Source organism: Bradyrhizobium sp. CB82 (assembly GCF_029714405.1).
GTDB lineage: Bacteria > Pseudomonadota > Alphaproteobacteria > Rhizobiales > Xanthobacteraceae > Bradyrhizobium.
The window spans coordinates 877,140-898,030 of record NZ_CP121650.1 but is presented as its reverse complement, the minus strand read 5'-3'; the positions used below and the strand labels follow the sequence as shown (position 1 = coordinate 898,030).

Annotated in this window: 18 protein-coding genes and 1 pseudogene; 4 read left to right on the top strand and 15 right to left on the bottom strand. The window is 64.0% G+C overall.

What is annotated here, in order from left to right; translation table 11 throughout:
* Position 1: 1 nt before the first annotated feature.
* Entirely contained in the window at positions 2 to 970 is a 969-nt protein-coding gene (gene ispH, locus QA640_RS04250; RefSeq protein WP_283039516.1) for a 4-hydroxy-3-methylbut-2-enyl diphosphate reductase, read from the bottom strand.
* A gap of 256 nt (positions 971 to 1,226) precedes the next feature.
* Between ispH and QA640_RS04245 the strand changes: the two genes are divergently transcribed.
* Positions 1,227 to 1,919 carry a cell cycle transcriptional regulator TrcR gene (locus tag QA640_RS04245; protein ID WP_283039515.1) on the top strand — a complete coding sequence of 231 codons (693 nt, stop codon included), beginning with the start codon at positions 1,227 to 1,229 and terminating at the stop codon, positions 1,917 to 1,919.
* A gap of 755 nt (positions 1,920 to 2,674) precedes the next feature.
* On the opposite strand, the gene QA640_RS04240 is transcribed toward QA640_RS04245, so the two are convergent.
* The 5 genes from QA640_RS04240 to QA640_RS04220 all read right to left on the bottom strand — a co-directional run bounded on the left by QA640_RS04240 (position 2,675) and on the right by QA640_RS04220 (position 7,937).
* Complete coding sequence (locus tag QA640_RS04240) at positions 2,675 to 2,881, bottom strand: DUF6494 family protein (protein WP_283039514.1); 207 nt, start codon at positions 2,879 to 2,881, stop codon at positions 2,675 to 2,677.
* Between the two features lie 28 nt (positions 2,882 to 2,909).
* On the bottom strand, positions 2,910 to 3,179 hold the full coding sequence (locus tag QA640_RS04235; protein WP_283039513.1) for a hypothetical protein: 270 nt from the start codon (positions 3,177 to 3,179) through the stop codon (positions 2,910 to 2,912).
* Between the two features lie 162 nt (positions 3,180 to 3,341).
* Entirely contained in the window at positions 3,342 to 5,264 is a 1,923-nt protein-coding gene (locus QA640_RS04230; RefSeq protein WP_283039512.1) for a propionyl-CoA synthetase, read from the bottom strand.
* Positions 5,265 to 5,562: 298 nt separating this feature from the next.
* Positions 5,563 to 6,954, bottom strand: a complete 1,392-nt coding sequence (locus QA640_RS04225; RefSeq protein ID WP_283039511.1) for a tetratricopeptide repeat protein — start codon at positions 6,952 to 6,954, stop codon at positions 5,563 to 5,565.
* A gap of 254 nt (positions 6,955 to 7,208) precedes the next feature.
* The gene (locus tag QA640_RS04220; protein WP_283043116.1) at positions 7,209 to 7,937 is read right to left on the bottom strand and encodes a hypothetical protein; all 729 of its coding nucleotides are present in this window, start codon (positions 7,935 to 7,937) and stop codon (positions 7,209 to 7,211) included.
* 247 nt (positions 7,938 to 8,184) lie between these two features.
* On the opposite strand from QA640_RS04220, the gene QA640_RS04215 reads away from it, so the two are divergent.
* Positions 8,185 to 9,729 (top strand): sodium:proton antiporter, encoded by a 1,545-nt coding sequence (locus tag QA640_RS04215; protein WP_283039510.1) that lies wholly within the window; start codon positions 8,185 to 8,187, stop codon positions 9,727 to 9,729.
* Positions 9,730 to 9,739: 10 nt separating this feature from the next.
* On the opposite strand, the gene QA640_RS04210 is transcribed toward QA640_RS04215, so the two are convergent.
* The 5 genes from QA640_RS04210 to QA640_RS04190 form a co-directional block, all read right to left on the bottom strand.
* On the bottom strand, positions 9,740 to 10,546 hold the full coding sequence (locus tag QA640_RS04210; protein ID WP_283039509.1) for a glucose 1-dehydrogenase: 807 nt from the start codon (positions 10,544 to 10,546) through the stop codon (positions 9,740 to 9,742).
* A gap of 91 nt (positions 10,547 to 10,637) precedes the next feature.
* Positions 10,638 to 11,051, bottom strand: a complete 414-nt coding sequence (locus QA640_RS04205; RefSeq protein ID WP_283039508.1) for a DUF1850 domain-containing protein — start codon at positions 11,049 to 11,051, stop codon at positions 10,638 to 10,640.
* Complete coding sequence (locus QA640_RS04200) at positions 11,012 to 13,123, bottom strand: TRAP transporter permease (RefSeq protein WP_283039507.1); 2,112 nt, start codon at positions 13,121 to 13,123, stop codon at positions 11,012 to 11,014. The genes QA640_RS04205 and QA640_RS04200 overlap by 40 nt, the downstream gene beginning before the upstream one ends.
* Positions 13,124 to 13,312: 189 nt before the next feature.
* Positions 13,313 to 14,260: a TAXI family TRAP transporter solute-binding subunit gene (locus QA640_RS04195; protein WP_283039506.1), complete on the bottom strand. Its 948-nt coding sequence runs from the start codon at positions 14,258 to 14,260 to the stop codon at positions 13,313 to 13,315.
* Between the two features lie 330 nt (positions 14,261 to 14,590).
* The gene (locus tag QA640_RS04190) at positions 14,591 to 15,067 is read right to left on the bottom strand and encodes a hypothetical protein (protein ID WP_283039505.1); all 477 of its coding nucleotides are present in this window, start codon (positions 15,065 to 15,067) and stop codon (positions 14,591 to 14,593) included.
* A gap of 229 nt (positions 15,068 to 15,296) precedes the next feature.
* Between QA640_RS04190 and QA640_RS04185 the strand changes: the two genes are divergently transcribed.
* On the top strand, positions 15,297 to 15,602 hold the full coding sequence (locus QA640_RS04185) for a hypothetical protein (RefSeq protein ID WP_283039504.1): 306 nt from the start codon (positions 15,297 to 15,299) through the stop codon (positions 15,600 to 15,602).
* Between the two features lie 64 nt (positions 15,603 to 15,666).
* Here the strand turns inward: QA640_RS04185 and QA640_RS04180 are convergent, their stop codons facing one another.
* From QA640_RS04180 to QA640_RS04165, 4 genes and pseudogenes are all read right to left on the bottom strand, one after another.
* Positions 15,667 to 17,250: an SEL1-like repeat protein gene (locus QA640_RS04180; protein WP_283043115.1), complete on the bottom strand. Its 1,584-nt coding sequence runs from the start codon at positions 17,248 to 17,250 to the stop codon at positions 15,667 to 15,669.
* 183 nt (positions 17,251 to 17,433) lie between these two features.
* Positions 17,434 to 18,210, bottom strand: a pseudogene (locus QA640_RS04175) (caspase family protein); the annotation flags it as partial.
* A 169-nt stretch (positions 18,211 to 18,379) separates the two neighbouring features.
* A complete protein-coding gene (locus QA640_RS04170) occupies positions 18,380 to 19,585 on the bottom strand; it encodes a hypothetical protein (RefSeq protein ID WP_283039503.1) in 1,206 nt (401 codons plus the stop codon).
* 59 nt (positions 19,586 to 19,644) lie between these two features.
* Positions 19,645 to 20,271 carry a CoA pyrophosphatase gene (locus QA640_RS04165; RefSeq protein ID WP_283039502.1) on the bottom strand — a complete coding sequence of 209 codons (627 nt, stop codon included), beginning with the start codon at positions 20,269 to 20,271 and terminating at the stop codon, positions 19,645 to 19,647.
* A gap of 70 nt (positions 20,272 to 20,341) precedes the next feature.
* Here QA640_RS04165 and QA640_RS04160 point away from each other — a divergent pair, with 70 nt between their 5' ends.
* A complete protein-coding gene (locus QA640_RS04160; protein WP_283039501.1) occupies positions 20,342 to 20,767 on the top strand; it encodes a PaaI family thioesterase in 426 nt (141 codons plus the stop codon).
* The last annotated feature ends 124 nt before the right edge of the window (positions 20,768 to 20,891 follow it).

The window sequence follows — 20,891 nt, the reverse complement described above, 5'->3', positions numbered from 1 at the left end:
ACTACTCGGCAGCGGCTTCGGGGCGCACCGAGCGCGGCAGCGGGAAGAACTCGTTCTCTTCCGCGGCCGAGACCGTCTCGACATGAAGCGTGTAGCGCTCGGCGAAAGCGTCCATGATCTCCTCGACGATCACTTCGGGCGCGGATGCACCTGCGGTGATGCCGAGGCTCTCGATGTTGCCGAACTTGTCCCAGTCGATGTCGGCGGCGCGCTGCGCCAGCACGGCGACCCTGCAGCCTTCGCGCTCGGCGACCTCGCGCAGGCGCTGCGAGTTCGACGAGTTCGGCGCGCCGACCACGATCAGCGCGTCCACCACCGGCGCCACCTTCTTCACCGCGAGCTGGCGATTGGTGGTGGCGTAGCAGATGTCTTCCTTGTGCGGCCCGTTGATGTTCGGAAAGCGCTCCTTCAAGAGCGCCACGATCTCCGCGGTGTCATCGATCGAAAGCGTAGTCTGGGTCACGAAGGCGAGGTTGTTCGGGTCCTTCGGCGTGATGGTCTTGGCATCCTCGGCGGTCTCGATCAGGGTCACGGCACCGGGCGGAAGCTGGCCAAGCGTGCCGACCACCTCGGGGTGATGGGAATGGCCGATCAGGAAGATCTCGCGGCCGCGCTTGAAATGGATCGCGGCCTCGCGATGAACCTTGGTCACCAGCGGGCAGGTCGCATCCAGCGAGAACAGGTTGCGCGACTGCGCGTCGGCTGGAACCGACTTTGGCACGCCGTGGGCCGAGAACACCACCGGGGCGGTGGTATTTTCGGGGATTTCGGCCAGCTCCTCGACGAAAATGGCGCCCTTCTTCTTCAACCCATCGACGACATACTTGTTGTGCACAATCTCATGGCGAACATAGACCGGGGCGCCGTACTTATCGAGCGCACGTTCGACGGTGTCGATGGCCCGCACCACGCCCGCGCAGAAGCCGCGGGGAGAACAAAGCACGATCTTGAGGTCTGGTTTGGCTGACATGAAGCGATCTCGGGACCGAATCACCCCTCGGGCAAAAGGCCGGGGCGCGGTCGATGGATGGAATAGGGCCTAGGTACGGTCTGCTCGGACTTTACACGGACTTGGGCCCCCTTTCGGGCGCTGTCAAGGCACTATCTATAGCAGAACCATTGCGTAATTGCCCCATGACGGCTTATATAGGCGTTAATTCCCGTCATCGCTGATGACCACCGGTTTCGCCTCCAGAGGGGTGGGCGAAGCACAAAGGAGATTTGCCATGAGCAACGCACCTCTGATGCCCAAGGCGACCGCCGTCTGGCTGCTCGACAACACGGCGCTGACCTTCGACCAGGTTGCCGATTTCACCAAGATGCACCCGCTGGAGGTGCGCGCGATCGCCGACGGCGACGCCGCCCAAGGCATCAAGGGCATGGATCCCCTCTCCAACGGCCAGTTGACCCGCGAGGAGATCGAGAAGGGCGAGAAGAACCCCGACTACCGGCTCCGCCTCCAGGAGAGCAAGGTGGTGCTGCCGCCCCAGCCCAAGCGCAAGGGGCCGCGCTACACCCCGGTCTCGCGCCGCCACGAGCGCCCGAGCGCCATCCTCTGGCTGCTGCGTAACCACGCCGAATTGAAGGACGCCCAGATCATGCGCCTGGTCGGCACGACCAAGAGCACGATCGCGAGCGTGCGCGACCGCACCCATTGGAACACCTCGGCGCTGACGCCGATCGACCCCGTCACCCTCGGCCTCTGCTCGCAGATCGAGCTCGATTTCGAGGTGGCACGCGCAGCCAAGGAAAAACCGGTCGACGCTGCCTATGGCGGCGCCACCCTGCTGCCGGCCTCCGAGACCACGAAGAAGGACGAATACGAGCCGGCGGAGAAGAGCAGCGACGACCTCAACGTCGACGCCGTGTTCGCCAAGCTGAAGACGCTCGGCGGCAAGAAGCAGGAGGACGAGGAGTAGGCTTCACTGCCTCCTCCGAAATCGATTTGAACGCGGCGGAGCAATCCGCCGCGTTTTTATTTTGTCATCTGCCGGATAGCTCGACGAATCCTCGTGAGCGAAAGCCGTGCACCGAGCTTGCGCCGTCGTGCTGACGAAAAGCCGCGACGACGTTGGGAGGGCATAGCGCGTCCGCACACAGCGTCGTTGCCAGCGCTGTCGGACGTCATCCAGAGAAGCGCGGGTCTCGAAGGATGAAGGCCCCCTCCGCCTCACCCTTCGACACGCCGCGCGAACGCGGCTCCTCGGTGTGACGGCGATAGATCGATACTCGCATGACATCCGCTCCAGTTTCAGGACCGGGACGGCATCAATACGATAACTATGAATTTCCGTAATACATAATTCCGTGGAGAAGCCGCGCCGTATCAGGGCTGCGCTGGCCGATCCTCACGAAGCTCCCGATACATCCGCAAATCCTGTCGTGATCATCCAGACTCTCCGCCGCATTCGCGCGCCTTCGCCTCTTTGATACGCAGTATCGGAATTTCGATGGACGCGAAAAATGCCGGTCGCGAAACCTGGCCGGGCGTTTTGCCCGTCGACAGAGCGCGGCTATCAGAGGTTCGCGCAAGTCCTCACCTGGCAAACACGGTTTTTGCAATGCGGAGGTCGCCGCCATTGTGTGATACGCGATGGCGCACTCGATCACGCGCTTTCGCGGGTGTGCAGAGAGCGGGCGGGTGCTGACCGCATCTGCCAAGTCCAACTAAAGCTTACCCGAGCTCGATCTCGTCCTTCACCTCATGGCTAAGTCCGAGGCTGTCGATCGTCAACACCATCTTCGCCTTCAGCTTCGCGTGGCCCTTGATCCTGCCTGATGCGATCGCATCGCGCACGGCTTTCTCGATCTCACGCTGCGAGGTGACGCCGACTTGCTTCAGGAATTGACGCAGGCTGGTATTGAACTTGTCCTCGTTCATGACGGCCTCCGTGGGTGGACGAGGCGACCTATGGCCGCTCCGGATGGTTCAGCATGTACTCGCCGAGATCGCGCTGGCGGCGGTCGGCGCGGGCGATCGCAGCGTTGCGCTGGACATCGCGGTCCTTGCGGCAGGCAACGTACTCGGGCGAGCCTTGCGCATAGCCGCGGCTCTGGCAGACGGCATCGTCATCGTCATTACCCATCGCCACCGGCGCCTGGTTGCGCGCGGCGCAGGCGCCGAGGGCCAGCGCAAGCAGAACGGCAGTGAGAAGGCGCGACGCGGTCGTGATGGGCATAAGGGGTCCTCGATGTACCGGCACTCTGTAGCGCGGAATGAGGAAAATGTAAGTCCGCAAATATGCTGCGGCATGTTGTAAATCTCGATATCGCCCGCCTTCGCGCGTGATGACAAAGGAGATCAGGCGACAGCCTCGTACTCAGCAAGGACGCACTTCGCCTCACATCCTGCCCTTCAACGCATCCCCGATTTCATCCAGCACCTTGGGATCCTCGATGGTGGCCGGCATGGTCCAGGGCTCGCCATCGGCGATCTTCTTGATGGTGCCGCGGAGAATTTTTCCGGAACGCGTCTTGGGCAGGCGGCCGACGGTGATGGCGAGCTTGAAGGCGGCGACCGGGCCGAGCTTGTCGCGCACCAGCGCGATGATCTCCTTTTCGATGTCGGCTGGCGCGCGCTTGACGCCCGCCTTCAGCACCAGGAAGCCGCAAGGCACCTCGCCCTTGATCGCGTCCTTGACGCCGAGAACGGCGCATTCGGCGACATCCGGATGCGAAGCGAGAATCTCCTCCATGCCGCCGGTCGACAGCCTGTGGCCGGCGACGTTGATGATGTCGTCGGTACGACCCATGACCCAGACATAGCCGTCCTCGTCCTTGTAGCCGGCATCGGAGGTTTTGTAGTAGCCGGGGAATTCGGTGAGATAGGCCTCCTTGAAACGCGCGTCCTGATTCCAAAGCGTCGGCAGGCAGCCCGGCGGCATCGGCAGCTTGATGACGATCGAGCCCATCGTGTTGGCGGCAACGGGCTTGGCCGCCTCATCCACCACGTCGACCTGATAGCCCGGCATCGGCACGGTCGGCGAGCCGTGCTTCACCGGCAACATGCCGACGCCCACCGGATTGCCGGCGATGCACCAGCCGGTCTCGGTCTGCCACCAGTGGTCGATGACAGGCACCTTCAACTGCGTTTCCGCCCATTCCACCGTCGGCGGATCGGCGCGCTCGCCGGCGAGGAACAGCGTGCGGAATTTCGACAGGTCATATTGCCGGATGAATTTTCCGTCCGGATCTTCTTTCCGGATCGCGCGGAACGCGGTCGGCGCGGTGAACAGCGCCACCGCCTTGTGTTCGCTTATCACCCGCCAGAATGCACCCGCGTCGGGCGTTCCGACCGGCTTGCCCTCGTACATGACCGTGGTCGCGCCATGGATCAGCGGGCCGTAGACGATGTAGCTGTGGCCGACCACCCAGCCGATGTCGGAACCGCACCACCACACCTCGCCCGGCTTGACCCCGTAGAGGTTGAACATCGACCATTTCACCGCGACAAGATGCCCGCCGTTGTCGCGCACCACGCCCTTGGGAATGCCTGTCGTGCCCGACGTGTAGAGGATGTACAGCGGATCGGTGGCCGCGACCGGCACGCATGGCGCGCGCTTGCCGTCGTTCAGCGCCTTGCGGCGCAGGCTCGCCCAGTCATAGTCGCGGCTTGGAGTCAGCTCGCAGACGTGCTGCGGACGCTGCAGGATGATGCAGGCTTTCGGCTGCGCCGCCGCGAGCTTGATCGCCTCGTCCAGCAGCGGCTTGTACTGCACGATGCGGCCGGGCTCGATGCCGCAGCTTGCGGAGAGGATCAGTTTCGGCTGCGCGTCGTCGATGCGGGTGGCGAGCTCCTTGGCAGCAAAGCCGCCGAACACGACCGAGTGCACCGCGCCGATGCGCGCACAGGCGAGCATGGCGACCACCGCCTCCGGCACCATCGGCATATAAAGGAGGACGCGGTCGCCCTTCGCAACGCCGAAATCCTGCATGACCGCGCCGAGCGCCTGCACCTCTTTGAGAAGTTCGGCGTAGGTAAACCTGGTGATGCCGTTGGTCAGCGGGGAATCATGGATCAGCGCGAGCTGGTCGGCGCGGCCGCGTTCGACGTGGCGGTCGAGCGCGTTGTAGCAGGTGTTGACGACGGCACCGGCGAACCAGCAGCCATAGGTGCCCTGAGCGGGGTCGAAAATCTTCTTCGCCGGCTCGATCCAGTCGATCTCCTTGGCGGCCTCGGCCCAGAAGCCTTCGGGATCGGCCAGCGAGCGCGCATGGACCTCATGATATCGGCTCTTGCCTTCGAGGCTTCCTTGGAGGTTCATACCCGGCTCCCGTTTGCTCTTATTCGCGGCCTTTGACCTGACGGCGAAAATGCCGTTCCGCCATGATCAGGGTCAATTGCACGCGCTGTTTGGCGGATATTTTCCCAGGAACGGGCTGCGGTTCAAGCCGAAAAGGATGGGTCTTTCGGCGAAGCGACGATTCGCTCGCGAAGAAGCGATTGAGGTGAGCTGCGGCCTGCCTTTCGGGGGAGAGGGGTACAGTCCGGCGTTTGTGGCTACTCCTCCCTGGCCCTGCCCCGCGAGGGGGGAGGGAACGCAGATGAAAATGCGGAAGGAGCTAGCTGTCCAACCCGTTCAGCCGCTGCAAACGCTCCTGCATGGCCTTCTTCAGATCGTAGCCCGGCCGGCCGAAACTCGTGTTGCGGGCACTCAAAAAATCGCGCTGGGTGCGGCGGAGATCGGCGGCGGTGCGGCCGCTCGACGATTTCAGCAGGCGCGCATAGGTGCCAGCGATCTGTCGGTCGAGCACGCCGAGCTGCGGGTCGGCGCAGATCACCTTCTCGACCTCGCGCTTGGCGGTGGCGCAATCGAAGGACGGGCCGGCATGATCGGGCGCATTCAGCGGGCGTACCGGCGTGCCGCCGAACTTGGCGATCTCCGCCATCATGAGGCGGCGGCCTCTGGTCGCGCTGTCGTTGCCGGGATCGAGCCGCAGCACCGTCTCGTAATCGGCCAGCGCTTTCGCGCGCTCTCCCATCTTCTCGTAGAGCACGCCGCGGTTGTTGTAGGCGAGCGCGAACTTCGGGTCGAGCTTCAGCGCGGCCTCGTAGTCGCCGAGCGCAGTGCCGAGTTCGCCCTTGAACTGGTAGGAATCGCCACGGTTGGTGAAAAAGTTCGGCCGCTGCTCCAGCTTGAGCGCCTGGTCGTAGTCGGCGATCGCCTTGTCGTACTCGCGCATGTCGGCATAGGACAGCCCGCGATTGTCGTAATATTCTGGTACCTTGGGATCGATCCGGATCGCTTCACTGTCGTCGGCGATGGACTTGTCAAGTTGGCCGAGCTTCCTGTAGGCCGCGCCGCGATTGGTGTAGCTGCGCGCCCGGTTCGGATCGAGCCGAAGCGCCTCGCTGAGATCGCGGATCGCCTTCTCGTGGTCGCCGCCGAGATAATGGGTCGCGCCGCGGTCGGACCAGGCCTGGGCATAGTCGGGCCTCAGCTTGATCGCCTGGTCGTAATCGGCAATGGCGCGGTCGAGCCGGCGCTGATGGGTGTAGACCACGCCGCGCAGCTCGTAAGCTTCGGCATCCTGCGGATCGAGCTCGATCGCCCTGCTGAGGTCCGCGGCGGCGCGGTTGAGATCGCCGCCGGCCTCGCGCAGGAGATCGCCGCGCAGGCGAAAGGCGCGGGCGTTCCGGCCATCGAGCGCGATGGCTCGGTCGAGATCCTTCAGGGCGTCCGACAAGCCGCCGGAGGTTTTCGCATTGGCATCGGCGCGCACCACCAGCGCCGCGGCGCGGTCGAGGGCCGCATTTGCGGTCTGATCGATGATCGTGGTGCAGGCCGCGATGAGGAGCGGAATGGGCTCCTTGCTGCCGAGCACGCAATCGACCAAGGCGCCGCCCGCCGCGGCGGGGCCAGCAGCAAGGGCGAGGCCGAGCGAAAGGCTGACGCCCAGCAGCACGGATCTGGCAAGGAACGGAAGTGGCGCAGAATGCTGCGGACCGCACATGGTGATGGCTCCGTGAGGACGGCTTTCTCCGTTGTCGCAGTCGCGCCGAGACAGGTTCAAGCTTCGAGTCGGTGTTAGGGGCGGATTGGCCTGGCCCTCCCTCGCCCCGCTTGCGGGGAGAGGGTTGGGGTGAGGGGGAGTCTCCACGGGGGTGGTAACAGTTGGCCTCGCGGAGAGTCCCCCTCACCCGGATTGCATCTGGCGATGCGATCCGACCTCTCCCTGCAAGCGGGGCGAGGTGAACGACACCGCCATCAATACCCATCCACCCCGTTCAACCGCTGCAAGCGATCCTTCATCGCCTTCTTCAGATCATATCCCGGCCGGCCGAATTCGGCGCTGCGGCGGGCGATGAAGTCGTCCTGCTCACGCTGGAGAGTCTTGGCTTCCGCAGGGCTACGGGCCTCGTGCAGGACGCGCGCGTTGGCGGCGAAAATCTCGCGGTCGAGATCGGCAAGCTCGGGACTGGCGCAGATCGCCTTCTCCACGGCGCGGCGGGCGCGCGCGCAGATGAAGCTCGGCTTGCCGGCGACCGCCATCTGGGCGCCGAGGCGCTCGAGCTCCTGCGCCATCGCCTTGTGGTTGGCCCTGGCCTTCTCGTGGCTGGGATTGATCCGCAGCGCCGCGCCAAAATCCTGCACCGCCTTGGGCCGGTCGCCCTTCCTCAGCCAGAGCTCGCCGCGCGCGTTGAAGATGTCGGCAAGCGAGGGATCGAACAAAAGCGCGCGGCTGTAATCGGCGATGGCGCGATCGATCTGGTCGTGCCGTGCAAACAGCGCACCGCGCGCGACCAGCGCCTTGACCAGATCAGGCTTGCCGGTCTTCTCGTTGTCGATCACGTCAGCGCAGACGGATGTCGCCTTCTCGACATCGTCCGCCGCGCTTGCGGCGAGGCACGGCGCGACGTCGACTTGCCCGACAGCAGCCGGCTCGCCGCCGGTCGCGGCCCGGCCTCGATGAGCCGGCAGCACGTACAGGATCATGGCAGCGCAGAGGCTCGGAATCAGAATGGATCGGCGCATCGTCGTTACAGTCGGAAATTCTCGCGTCGTGGAGGCGCTCTCCACTATACAGCCGGATTGATGCTAGAGCATGATCCGGAAAAGTGTGAAGCGGTTCTCCCGCGCGATGAGATCATGCTCAAACACTAAAGCGCGCGACGCCGATTCATCCAATCTCATCGCGCCTTGGCCTATCGCATCGTATCGCTGACGGTTCTAAGGATATCTCGTGTCGACCTTCGAATGGATCATCGCACTTCTGCTCGGCGCCGTTGCCTTATCGGCGCTGGCGCGGCGGATCAAGGTCCCCTACCCGACCTTTCTCGCCATCGGCGGCGCCGCGATCGCCTTCGTGCCGGACAGCCCGACCTGGACGCTCGAGCCCGATCTGGCTTTGGCGCTTTTTGTCGCACCGGTGCTGCTCGATGCCGCCTACGATACCTCGCTGCGCGATCTTCGCAACAACTGGGTTCCCGTCTCGACGCTGGTCGTCGCGGCGGTCGGCCTGACCACGGCTGGCGTCGCATTTGTCGCGCACCGGCTGATCCCGGACATGCCCTGGGCCGCCGCGGTCGCGCTCGGCGCGATCGTGGCTCCGCCGGACGCCGCGGCCGCAGTCGCGATCCTCAGCCAGGTGCGGCTGCCCTATCGCATGGTGAAGGTCTTGGAAGGCGAAAGCCTCCTCAACGACGCAAGCTCGCTGCTCATCTATCGCATCGCGGTCGGTGCGGTCGCCATGCAGCACCTGAAATGGAGCGCGGTCGCGCCGACGATTGCGCTGGCCCTCGTCGGCAGCGTCATCGCTGGATTTCTCGCAGCCCGCATCTTCCCACTGTTCATGGAGCGGGTGACGGAAGCGCCGAGCGCGATCATCGTGCAATTCGCCACCACCTTCATGGTCTGGATCGCCGCCGAGCATCTCGGCCTCTCCGGCATCCTCACCATCGTCGTCTACGCCATCACGATCGCGCGCACGGCACCTGCCCGCGTTCCGGCACGGCTGCGCGTGCCGTCCTACGCGGTGTGGGAGACGATGGTGTTCGTGCTCAACGTGCTCGCCTTCATGCTGATCGGCATGCAGATGCGGCCGATCTGGTCGCGACTGAACGAGGACGTGCGCTGGGAGTACTGCGTGGCGGCCGGCTGGATCCTGCTCACCGTGATGCTGGTGCGGCTTGCCTGGGTGACCTTCTACCGCACGACGCTGCGCGCGCTGATCGCGCACGGGATCTATCACCCAAAGGATCCGAAGGCCGTCGCCTCGCCGAAAGGTGGCCTGATCATCTCCTGGTGCGGCATGCGCGGCCTCGTCACGCTCGCCACCGCCTTTGCCTTGCCGGAAAACTTTCCCTATCGCGACTTCATCGTCTTCATCGCTTTTGCGGTGGTGCTGGGATCACTGGTCATCCAGGGCCTGACACTGCGGCCGCTGATCCTCGCCTTCGGCCTCAAGGACGACGATCCCGTCGGCGCGGAGGTCGCGCGCGGGCGGGCGATTGCCTATCGCGCTGCGCTCGATGCGATCGAGAGCGATCCGTCGGAGGAGGCGGAAATCCTGAGGCTCGAATATCGTGCCATCCTGATGCAGGCCGAGAGCGATCCCGACGGCGGCGTCGCCAGCGGCGAGCTGCCCGCCGATCCCTTGCGCCGCCGCGCCATCGACGCGGCCCGCAAGACCATCTTCGACCTGCGCGCCACCGAGGTGATCGGCGACGACGCATTTCACAAGCTCGAGGAAGAGCTCGATCGTGCGGAGCTGAGTGCGGGGGGATGATGCGCGCGGCCTACGCCCCCGACTTGCAGGTGATACCGCCGTCGACGATGAGCTCGATGCCGGTCACGTATTTCGACTCGTCGGAAGCCAAAAACAGCGCGGCGTTGGCGACGTCCCAGGCGTCGCCCATGTGGCCCATCGGCACCTGGGCGTCGCGGGCGCGCCACATCGCCTCCACATCGCCCTTGGCATAGCTGGCGGCGAGCCCCGCGGAATGCTCGACCATCGGCGTCTTCATCAGGCCGGGCAGGATCGCGTTGACACGGACATGGTGGCGCGCGAATTCGACTGCCGTGGTGCGCGTCATCATGTTCATCGCGGCCTTCGAAGTGCCGTAGGTGACGTAGGAAAGGCCCATGTGGCGGATCGAGGCTATCGACGAGATGTTGATGATCGAGCCGCCGCCCTGCTTTGCCATCACCGGAATCACCTGCTTCATGGTGAGATAGGCGCTCTTGAGGTTGACGGTGAAGACGCGGTCCCAGCTCTCCTCGGCCACCTCGACCACGCTGCCCATCTCGGCGATGCCGACATTGTTGTCGAGCACGTCGATGCGGCCATAGGCCTTGAGGCACGCCTCGACCATCGCCTCGATGTCGCTCGCGCGCGCAACGTCGGCGGTGAAAGCGACCGCCTTGCCGCCCTCGCTCGTGATGATCTTCGCGGTTTCCTCGGCAGCGGTAGCGTTGCGGTCGACGCAGAATACCGACGCGCCCTCGCGCGCAAAGGTCACCGCGGTCGCCTTGCCGTTGCCCCAGCCCGGGCCGATCGAGCCGGCGCCGACCACCATCGCAACCTTGCCCTTGAGCCGATCCATCGCGTGTCTCCCTTGTTGTTGTCATTGTAGCCCCGATGGAGCGCAGCTCAATCCTGGAGAAAATCCTGGATTGCGCTTCGCTCCAGCCGGGCTACGGATTGTTGCAGACCTTCATCGTGGTGACACCAGCACCGATCGGATGACCGAAAATCTCCGACAAGGTCCGGCATTTTCCCTCGCTGCACAACCGCCACTCGCCCGCCGCGCCGGAATTGCCGAGCACGACCTCTTGCATCGGCGCCCGCTTCGGCCGCCATTGAAACCAGCCGTCCACCAGCCGCGCCTCGGGTGGCGGCTCCATGCCGGCGCCGGAGCCTTTGACGCGCGCCTGCACGAGCTCGAGGCCGGCCGGCGAGACGCGCCAGTCTTCCTGCCAGTCGACCTTCTCGATCGAATGCGTCCACACGAGCGTGAAGGCCGTGAGCGCCAGCGCCTTCACGGCTCCCGCTGATGCGAGGCAGAGGCTCACACCGCCTCGACCGCAGCCGGCGGGCGCTGCCGCCATTGCCAGAGCACGATCACCGCCGTCAGAACGAAGCCGATGGTGTCGCTGAAGATGAATTCACCGAGCAGGCAGAGCGCGGCGCCGAGCGCGAGCGCGCGTTCGAGCAAGCTGAGCCGTGTGAACAAAAAGCCGATCGCGACCATGCCGAACAGGCCGATCGCCACCAGTGCCTTGAAGGTCGCGAGCGCCACCGCGCCGTAGAAGCCGAGCTTTGCGGCCATGGGATCGCCGGCCTGGAGCGTCAGGGCGGGCGAGTAGACGAAGATGAAGGGGATGACGTAGCCGGCGAGCGCGATACGCATCGCCTCCCAGCCGATCTTGTCGGGATTTTCCTTCGCGATCGGCGCTGCGGCAAGCGCGGCGAGCGCGACCGGCGGCGAGAGGTCGGCCATGATACCGTAATAGAACGCGAACATGTGGCTCGCGATCAGAGGCACGCCGAGCTTTGCCAGCGCTGGGGCGGCGAGTGCAGCGGTGATGATGTAGGTCGGGATCGTGGGAATGCCGGTGCCGAGCAGGATCGACAGCAGCATGGTCATGATCAGCGCCAGAAACAGGCTCTTCTCCCCAAGTCCGATCACCCAGCCGCCGAAGATGGTGCCGACGCCGGTCTGTGACATCATGCCGATGATGACGCCGACGATGGCGCAGGCCATGCCGACGGTGATGGCGGATTTTGCGCTTTCGGCCAGCGCATCGCGGCAGGCGCGCAAGGCAGCAAGCCCGCCACGGACGAACGCGGCGATCACGATCAGCCCGGCGACGACACATAAGACCGGCACGATCTGGAGGCCGTCGCGCGACAGCGCGGCGACGACCAGCGCAAGCCCGATCCAGAAGATGTAGCGGATCACCATTGCCGACGCTCCCGCCGTGATGCTGGCCCCCAGGATCAGCGTCACGGTCAGTGCCAGGCCCATGCTGCCGGCATAGAGTGGCGTGAAGCCTTCGAACAGCATGTAGACGAGCGCTGCGAGCGGCAGCACGAGATACCAGCGCGTCACCAACGCCTTCCAGGCGCTCGGGATCTCCCCGCGTTTCATGCCGGTGAGCCCATGCTTGCCGGCTTCCAGATGCACCATCCAGAAGGCGGAGGCGAAATAGAGCACCGCCGGAATTGCCGCCGCTTTGACGATCTCCGAGTATTGCACGCCGAGCGTCTCCGCCATGATGAAGGCGACCGCGCCCATCACCGGCGGCATGATTTGTCCGCCCATCGACGCGGTGGCCTCAACGCCAGCGGCGAAGGCGCGGCGATAACCGAACTTGATCATCAGCGGAATCGTGAACTGGCCAACGGTCACGACATTGGCAACACCTGAGCCCGAGATCGTGCCCATCATGCCCGAAGCGAACACCGCCACCTTCGCCGGGCCGCCGCGGGTGCGGCCGAACAGGCCGAGCGATACGTCGGTGAAGAGCTGGATCATGCCGGCGCGCTCCAGGAACGAGCCGAACAGGATGAACAGGAAGATGTAGGTCGCCGACACGTAGATCGGAACGCCGTAAAAGCCTTCGGTGCCGAAGGACAGATGCGTGACGATCTGGTCGAAGTCATAGCCGCGATGGTTGAGCGGCGACGGCAGGTACTGTCCGAAGAACCAGTAGATGAGACACGCGCCGCACATCAACGGCAGCGCCGCGCCCATCAGCCGCCGTGTGCCCTCGAAGATCAGCACCGCGAGAAGCGTGCCGACGACGAGATCGACCCGCGTCGGATCGCCGTCGCGCGCGATCAGATCGGCATAGAAGATCCATTGATACAGACCGCACAAGAACCCGGCGCCGCCGATCAGCCAGCCGATCGCGCGGCCGACGTCGCTCCTGGCGGTGAAGTTGCCGATCAGACCGAACGTCAGCAGCAGGAGGAAGCCGACATGGACGCCGCGCACCACCTGGCTCGGCAAATAGTTGAAAGCGGCGACGTAGAGCTGGAAGGCCGCAAACGCGATGCCGATCCAGTAGGCGAGATGACCCCACCAGCCCGGTCCGAACCCTTCCGGAAAGCCATGCTCGAAATTGTCGAATTCGACCTTGATGGGCGCCTCTGCGCCCTCTGCCTTTTCCAGCATCCAACTCGTCCCCAGCCCTAGCAGGGCTTATAGCATTGGAGCAGCATCTCCAAACCATCATGCCCGGGCTTGTCCCGGGCATCCACGATCTTTCTCGCCAGCCGCAGAGCGTGGACGGCCGGGGCATTGGCGTGAAGACGCGCTTCGCGCTTTTGCACGGCCGTGAAGCCCGACAGCAGACTGCGCCACTTACTTGATCAGTCCCTTTTCCTTGTAATAGCGGATCGCCCCGGGATGTAGTGGAACCGGGCTGCCAGTGGCGGCCGTCTCGAGCTTGATCTCCTTGCCGGCGACATGCGCGTTGGCGAGTTCCGGCAAGGACTCGTAGATCAGCTTGGTCATCTGATAGGCGAGATCATCGGAGACCGCCGAGCTCGTGACGAGATAGTTCACCACCGCCGCCGTGGGCACGTCCTTGTCCTGACCCGTGTAGGTGTTCGCGGGGATCACGGCGGAGATGAAAGGCGGGCCAATCTTATCGATGGTCTCCTTTGGCACGGCAACCACCGTGATCGGGCTCGAGGTCGAGAGGTCCTTGAGCGAGGCAACGCCAAGGCCCGCCGATTGCAGCGTCGCATTGAGCTGGCGGTTCTTCATGAGGTCGACGGATTCGGCGAAGGGTAGATATTCCACCTTGCCGAGGTCCTTGTAGCTCATGCCGGCTGCGGCGAGGATCGCGCGCGAGTTGAGCTCGGTGCCGGATTTCGGTGCGCCGACCGAGAGGCTCTTGCCCTTGAGGTCGGCCACGGTCTTGATGCCGCTCTCGGCGGTCGCCACGATCTGGATGTAGTTCGGGTAGATCGCGCCGATGGTGCGGAGCTTGTCGAGCTTGGTCTTGAAGCCGGCCTCCTCCTCGCCGTCCCAAGCCGCCTTGAGGGAATCGCCGAGCGTGAACGCCAGCTCGCCGCGGCCCTGCTGCAAGAGGATGAGATTCTCGACCGACGCCTTGGTGGCCTGCACCTGCGTCTTCACGTTCGGAATCCTGTCGCTGTAGATTTTTCCGATCGCGACCCCGAGCGGATAGTAGACGCCGGAGGTACCACCGGTCAGCACGTTGATGAACGATTGTGCCTGCGCACACGACACCGACGCCACCAGAGCAAGAGCCGAGGCTGCGCCGATCAACTTCAATTTCATGATTTTTCTCTCCCCAAACCGGCCACGAAATTGGCCGGACGAGGGGAGCGGGTCAACCCATCCAAAAGGCAAAACAGGGCTGCGCGAAACAGCCGTTTCGACAGGAATTTAAGGGAACTTCGGAAGGTGCGTCGACATGGCGCAGCAGATGTGAGCGAGCTCGCGTGAGGGTCTGTCACTCGTGCCGTTGGGCTCGATTTAACCTCTCCCGCTTGCGGGAGAGGTCGGCGCAAAGCGCCGGGTGGAGGGCCATCCCCTCTTGGGGATTGTCCCATTGTTGAGACATCCTCTCCCCAACCCTCCCCCGCAAGCGGGGGAGGGAGCGCACCGTCACTGGAACGTCATGTCCAGGCATTTGGAGATGTCGGAGCCGAGGCCGGAGGAGATGATGATGCAGCCGCGGACCTTCTGTGTGGTCACGTCGGCGGCCCAGACCGAATAGCCGCCGGGGCCGAAGAACGAGTTGGTGTTCGGCGGCTCTGTCTCGGTCGCATCAAAATCATAGTGGCCGTCGGTCTCGAAGACACGCGGTTTCTTGGTGCAGCCGCCGTCGGTCTGCACGTTGATCACTTCCTTGTTGTCGCGGGTCAGTGCCAGCGAGACTTGGCAACGGAAATATTCCGAGGTCTTGGTGTTGAAGAGATAGGTGTAGGACTTGCAGGTCGCGGTGTTCAGCTTGCCCGGGGCAAGGCCGCGGCTGCAGGAAATCCGCTGGTTGTGGCTGAGCTGGTAATCGTCGGCATGGGCAACGGGCGCGAGCATCACCAGCAATCCGGCGGACAAGCAAATTTTTATGACATGGTTCATTCGAATCATCCCTACCCAATCTCTTTGTCGAATTGCGTTCTAGACGGAAAGCGGAACATAGTCGCGAGGGGACGAAGGGAAAATCACAAACTGCAGGGCAGGATGTGATTGGGTACGATGACCCGTTGGACGGGACGTGGTGCGTTGACGATCGAGGCACGTATTGACCGGCAAAGACCGTTCGTGATTTGTTCGGAACGGCGACCAAGTGGTTATGGGGAGGATGAGGATGACTGGATTTCCAACGAACGCCTTGATGGCCGTGGCGATGTTTGGGGCGCTCGCCGCGCCGGCGGTCGCGCAGACCGCCGCGACGCCGTGGGAGCTGAAGCCCGACATGGGTTATGCCTATGACCGGGAAGGCAAGACCTTCTCGTACAAGATGGGCACCAGCAACGCCGGCGACCTCCTGAAGGGCGCGAAGAAGGTGCCGCGGGGCACGCTGTTCTTCATCGGCCAGAACGGCCAGCTCTACATGCGCACCGGCCCGTACCTCGAGAGCGACGGGCGGTTCAAGTTCGGCCCGGATCGGTAGCCGGCGAGGCCGGCGCCATATATTCGGAGCCATGACCCGCGAATGCAAAAGCGGGGCACGACGGCTACTCTCGCCCGTCAGCGTTCAGCTTTTTCAGCGATGCTTTTGCCGACTCGTCGCCTGCGGCGACGGCCATTTCGAACCACTTGCGAGCTTGCGCGGGATCTTTGGAAACGCCGAGGCCGTTTTGGTACATCATCCCGAGATTGACCATCGCATAGGTCCGTCCTGCAGCCGCGGCCTTCTCGTACCATTTGCGGGCCTCGCCAAGGTCCTTTGTAACTCCATGCCCTTCGCGGTAGAGATCGCCGAGATTGGCCATCGCGCTGCCGCTGCCCAGGTCTGCCGCCTTCTCAAACCATTTGCGCGCCTCGTCATAGTCGACGGCGACACCCAGTCCCTTCTCATGGAGATAGCCCAGCCCAGCCATTCCCGACGGATCGCCCGCCGCCGCCGCTTTCTCGAACCACTTTCGTGATTCGCCCAGATCCTTGGTCACGCCGTTTCCGTCCCGATAGAGGTAGCCGAGATTCGCCATCGCAATCGGCAGGTTGAGCGCAGCCGCTTTCGCGTACCATTTGCGGGCCTCGGCGAAATCCTTGGCCGTTCCCTGGCCGTTGAAATACAGCACGCCGAGATTGTTGAGAGCGGTCGCGTTGGGCTCAGGCGCATTCGCGGCCTTCTCGTACCATTTGCGAGCTTCTCCGAAATCAATCTGAACGCCGTGTCCGTCGCGATACTGGTTGCCAAGATTGGTCATCGCATTGGCGTTGCCCAGTGCCGCCGCCTTCTCATACCATTTCCGCGCCTCGACGTAGTCGACCGCGACACCGATCCCTCTTTCATAGAGATAGCCGAGCGCATTCGTTCCGGTCGCATCGCCGGCAGCCGCTGCTTTCTCGAACCAATTTCGTGCCTCGCCCAATTCCTTGGGCACGCCGTTTCCGTCCCGGTAGAGGTAACCGAGGTTGGTCATCGCGAGCGGCAGACCCAGGGCCGCCGCCTTCTCGTACCATTTGCTGGCTTCAACGGGATCCTTGGCCGTTCCCTGGCCGTTGAAATACATCGCACCGATATTGTTGAAGCCCATCGCGTTGGGCTCGGCGGCATTTGCAGCCTTCTCGTACCATTTGCGCGCTTCAGCAAAATCCTGAGGGACGCCCTGCCCGTCGCGGTACTGGTTGCCTATGTTGACCAGAGCCCAGGCCGACCCTTCCGCCGCAGCCTTGTCGTACCATCGACGCGCCTGCGTGACGTCCCTGGGGACGCCTATACCCTTGTCATAGAGATAGCCGAGGGCGTTGAGGCCTGTCGCATCATTTGCCGCGGCAGCTTTCTGATACCATTTGCGGGCCTCGACCAGATCCACCGGCGCGCCCTGACCGTATTGGTACAGCCTGCCCAGATTGGCCATCGCACGCGGGAAGCCGCTGCTTGCGGCCTTCTCGAACCAGCCACGCGCAAGCGCATAGTCCTTGGAAACACCGTTTCCCTCGTAGTAGAGCGCGCCCAGATTATTCGCGCTGGCCACACTCCCCCTGTTGGCTGCCCCTTCAAAGAGATCGCGGGCGCGCCCGAAATCCTTCTGCAGCCAGGCAATGCGACCCGCCTGATAGGCAAAACGGACGACGTCCGGGTAGTCGCGCATCGCAGCATCACAGGCCGCAAGGGCCGGCACAATGTCGATGTGACCAAGTTCGATGCCCTCGATTCCGCGCGGCCGTTGGGCATCCAGGGGGCTGGCAGCAAGACGGTCGCATTCGGTCTGAAGATCGCGCCGCAACGGGTCGGTCGGCTCGGAAAGCCGCGCTTCCTGCTGGGGCACGGACGACGGAGCCGATGTCGCGGGTGGGCTCACGAAGTAGAAGTTTCCATCGATCGGAGACGAGGAGACCCAGGGCTGCTGTGCGCCACCGGTCGCCCGCTTCACGGCCAGCCCCACCTCGTTGAACGTCTGGAAGATGTCGAGGCCACTGCGACGGATCGTGGTTGCAAGCGCGCTTGTGTAGGGGCTGTGCCCGTCGTCACCGTCCTGCGCAACATTGCCCGGCTGCGTCGCGTAGGAAATCAATGATCCTTCCGGAGCACGGATCTGCGCGAGACCACCTCCCGAAGCGCGAAGCCCTCGCCCACCGAACGGATTGTTCCGGCACGCATCCAAGATCACCAGATTGAGACGCGTGCCTGAGCCCTGCATCTGGTTCAGCACGACATTGATGTCGACCATCTGGAAGTCGACATCGGCCTCGCGCGTCGGGTTTGCGTTCACCGGAACGAGATAATTCGAACCACGCACCTGAACGCCGTGTCCGGCATAATAGAAGAGCCCGACTTCCGCGGATTGCAGCTGCCGTCCGAACCGTTGCACGGCGGCATCGAGCGCCGCCTTGTCTAGATTGAGCTGCGCGCCGTCACCGACCAATGTGAAGCCGAGTCCTCTCAGCGTTTCAGCCATCAATGACGCGTCGTTCGCCGGATTATCGAGGCTGCCGACGTTCTGGTACGCCGAGTTTCCAACGACAAGCGCCACGCGCCTTTCGGCGCTAGCCGAGCTGAAATGAACGGACAGGACCAGGAGGATCAGGCAAAGGAGGCTTCGACAAGACATGAGCGTCGCCCCGGCAACGTTCAACCGGATTCCTTGCCTGAATCTTATCCCCGAATCGGCAAATTACAACGCGGCTTCTGGCATCTGGCCACCGCGCCAGCCGCCCTCCGCGGTAATCTGTGCTGGCGGCTCTGGAGCCCGGCTCGCGGCGGCCGGCGACCGTCACCCTTCAAAACGCTCCGGCCAATTCCTTCGCGCCGGCATTGCTGCTGTTGCTATCCATCCGCGCATCGGTGACTGCCAGCAGCTTCGCTACCGTATTGTGGCGGATCGCGACCGGGTTGCGCTCGTAGCCGCCACGCTGGAAGAAGTTCGAGGTCGGCACCTGCTCGCGCATGGCGTGCGGCATCGTCACCATGTCAAGGCCGGTGCCGTCGCCGGTGAGATTCATCATCTCGAGCTCCGCGGCGGTGAGCGGGCGGGCATAGCCCTTGGCGCGCGCGAACAGCACCGAGGTCAAGAGCTTGTGGGTCTGGAGCATGGGCCCGACGTCGATATCGAGCACCATGGCGTGCATCGCCCAGCCCTGTGCGGTGTCGCCGATCTTCTCATGTTCCGACCAGGTATCCGGCACCGACTTCGCCTGCGCCACCATGCGCTTCAGTACGCTGAGCTTGTGCTCCAGCGCGTTCCGAGCCGGCCCGGAGGTCCGCGCCACCTTCTCGCTGAGCGCACGGATGAATTCATGGCCCTGCTCGGCCAGCAGCTCGACGCTATTGGTGGTCAGCAACTGGTTGTAGCCGACCGCGGTCGAGATCGCGCGCGTGCCACCATGTTCAATTCCCGATTGCACGTCGTAATTGCCGGTGCCGCCGGTCTCGAACGAATAGACCCGCACCGCCTGCTCGCGCGTCAGGCCGGACGCAAGCGCATAGCGGGCATAGGCGCGCTTGAACTCGACTTCGGCGCCCGGCCGCTGCGGCGTGAACTGGTAGAGATCCTGCGCCGCGCGCAGGAGATCGGCGACGACCGGGATCGGCTTGCGCGGGCGCGGCTCCGGCTCTTCGGTGGGCTCCGGATTCACCGGCCGCTTCGGGCCGGTGTAGAGCGGCGGCTGCTCCAGCACGTAATCGTCGAGCGTGACCTGCTGCCCGCTGCGCCGCTTGGCATTGCGGGTGCGGCGCTTCTCCGCGATCTGGCCCCAATAGGCGCCGGCCTCGGCATCGAAGGCGGCGCGCGCCTCCTGATACTCCTGCAGGCGGCGGCGATACTCGAGGATGGCTGCCGGCGAAGCCTGCGCCATCGCGTTGCTGACGGCCGGCGGCAGTGCGGAGGAGTCGCGTGCGGGCGCAGGCGACGCGAAGAGGACGAGCGCAAGCGGTGCAAGCGCAAGGGTCTCAAGCGTCAGAGCGCGCCGAATCGGTTGGTGATGCATGGCGCTCTTGTAGCAAGCGCCGCATGACTGTCAGGTTAAAATGCCGTTTACTTCTAAGGTCATTTCCAGGCGAACACGGGCTGTTCCAACTCGGCGACGCGGGTCGCGCGGCCTGCCAGCACCTCACGGAACTGGTAGATCAGGGCCGCGGTCGGGGCGTGGATCAGGTTGCCTTCGTGGTGGAAGCGGATCACGCGCCGCGCGCTTTCGGGGATGGCGACGAAGTCGAAGGCGTCCTCGCGCTCGATCGCGTCAAGCGCGATGCGATGCACGGAGGCGACCTCCTCCGGGTTCGGCACGATTGTCTCGCCGTCGGCGGCCCAAATCACGACGGGCGTGATCAGATAGCCGGAGCGGGTCGGATAATCGTCCAGGAGGCCAAGCACCGCGTCTGCGGCGAGCTTCAGTCCGAGTTCCTCGTCGAGCTCGCGCAGCGCCGCCGCGACCGGCGTTTCGCCGGCATCGCAGCGGCCGCCGGGCAAGGCCCATTGCCCGCGATGGGCGCGCAGGTGTGACGCACGCAAGGTGAGCAGCAACGACGTGTCGCGCTCGCCTTCCGCCGTCAGTGTAATGGCGACTGCAGCGCGCTTCAGCGCCGACGGTGCGTCACTGTGGGGCAGGCGCGCAAACGCCGCGCAGGCGCCGGCGATATTCCACCGCGTGGCATCGTCGAACGGTCTCATCATGCTTGACTACACCAGGAGCGCGCTTGATGAAATGAGCTTCATATGCCCGCTTTCACGGACGGACCCGGACATGATCGACAAGGCCGCCGCAAGACTCAAGCACGACGGCTGGACCATTGTCGAAACCACCGGCTTCATGCACCTGATCGGTCCCCTGTGGGAGCGCCAGGTCGACGGCCAATATGAGTACGCGCTGATCACGCAGGACAAACATCACAACCGCCGCGGCATGGTGCAGGGCGGCGTGACGATGACCTTCGCCGACCGCACTTGCGGCATGACCGCGCGCTACGTCACCGGCAAGCAGTACATGGCCACGGTGCAGCTCGATACCCATTTCGTCGAGGCCGGGAAGATCGGCGACATCCTGATCTCGCGCCCACGCCTGGTGCGCTCGACCCGCAGCCTCATCTTCATGAGCACCGAAGTCACCGTCGACGACCGCTGCATCGTGATGGCGAATGGTGTGTTCAAGATCTTGAAGGGGCCGCAGTAGGTCTCCCTCCGCAGTCGTCCGTCATTGCGAGCAGCGCAGCGACGAAGCAATCCAGACCTCCCGCCGCGGGCGAATAGCTGGATTGCTTCGCTGCGCTCGCAATGACGAAGTGAGGTGGCTATGC

What these genes read in the sequence shown, in the direction of transcription:
- QA640_RS04220 (WP_283043116.1), bottom strand. Translation starts at nt 7,937, where the DNA reads ATGATCCTGTACGTGCTGCCGGCTCATCGAGGCCGGGCCGCGACCGGC.
- QA640_RS04160 (WP_283039501.1), top strand. Translation starts at nt 20,342, where the DNA reads ATGATCGACAAGGCCGCCGCAAGACTCAAGCACGACGGCTGGACCATT.
- QA640_RS04205 (WP_283039508.1), bottom strand. Translation starts at nt 11,051, where the DNA reads ATGGCGGCAGCGCCCGCCGGCTGCGGTCGAGGCGGTGTGAGCCTCTGC.
- QA640_RS04240 (WP_283039514.1), bottom strand. Translation starts at nt 2,881, where the DNA reads ATGAACGAGGACAAGTTCAATACCAGCCTGCGTCAATTCCTGAAGCAA.
- QA640_RS04170 (WP_283039503.1), bottom strand. Translation starts at nt 19,585, where the DNA reads ATGCATCACCAACCGATTCGGCGCGCTCTGACGCTTGAGACCCTTGCG.
- QA640_RS04245 (WP_283039515.1), top strand. Translation starts at nt 1,227, where the DNA reads ATGAGCAACGCACCTCTGATGCCCAAGGCGACCGCCGTCTGGCTGCTC.
- QA640_RS04200 (WP_283039507.1), bottom strand. Translation starts at nt 13,123, where the DNA reads ATGCTGGAAAAGGCAGAGGGCGCAGAGGCGCCCATCAAGGTCGAATTC.
- QA640_RS04195 (WP_283039506.1), bottom strand. Translation starts at nt 14,260, where the DNA reads ATGAAATTGAAGTTGATCGGCGCAGCCTCGGCTCTTGCTCTGGTGGCG.
- QA640_RS04180 (WP_283043115.1), bottom strand. Translation starts at nt 17,250, where the DNA reads ATGCGCGACTACCCGGACGTCGTCCGTTTTGCCTATCAGGCGGGTCGC.
- QA640_RS04230 (WP_283039512.1), bottom strand. Translation starts at nt 5,264, where the DNA reads ATGAACCTCCAAGGAAGCCTCGAAGGCAAGAGCCGATATCATGAGGTC.
- QA640_RS04190 (WP_283039505.1), bottom strand. Translation starts at nt 15,067, where the DNA reads ATGAACCATGTCATAAAAATTTGCTTGTCCGCCGGATTGCTGGTGATG.
- ispH (WP_283039516.1), bottom strand. Translation starts at nt 970, where the DNA reads ATGTCAGCCAAACCAGACCTCAAGATCGTGCTTTGTTCTCCCCGCGGC.
- QA640_RS04235 (WP_283039513.1), bottom strand. Translation starts at nt 3,179, where the DNA reads ATGCCCATCACGACCGCGTCGCGCCTTCTCACTGCCGTTCTGCTTGCG.
- QA640_RS04225 (WP_283039511.1), bottom strand. Translation starts at nt 6,954, where the DNA reads ATGTGCGGTCCGCAGCATTCTGCGCCACTTCCGTTCCTTGCCAGATCC.
- QA640_RS04210 (WP_283039509.1), bottom strand. Translation starts at nt 10,546, where the DNA reads ATGGATCGGCTCAAGGGCAAGGTTGCGATGGTGGTCGGCGCCGGCTCG.
- QA640_RS04185 (WP_283039504.1), top strand. Translation starts at nt 15,297, where the DNA reads ATGACTGGATTTCCAACGAACGCCTTGATGGCCGTGGCGATGTTTGGG.
- QA640_RS04165 (WP_283039502.1), bottom strand. Translation starts at nt 20,271, where the DNA reads ATGATGAGACCGTTCGACGATGCCACGCGGTGGAATATCGCCGGCGCC.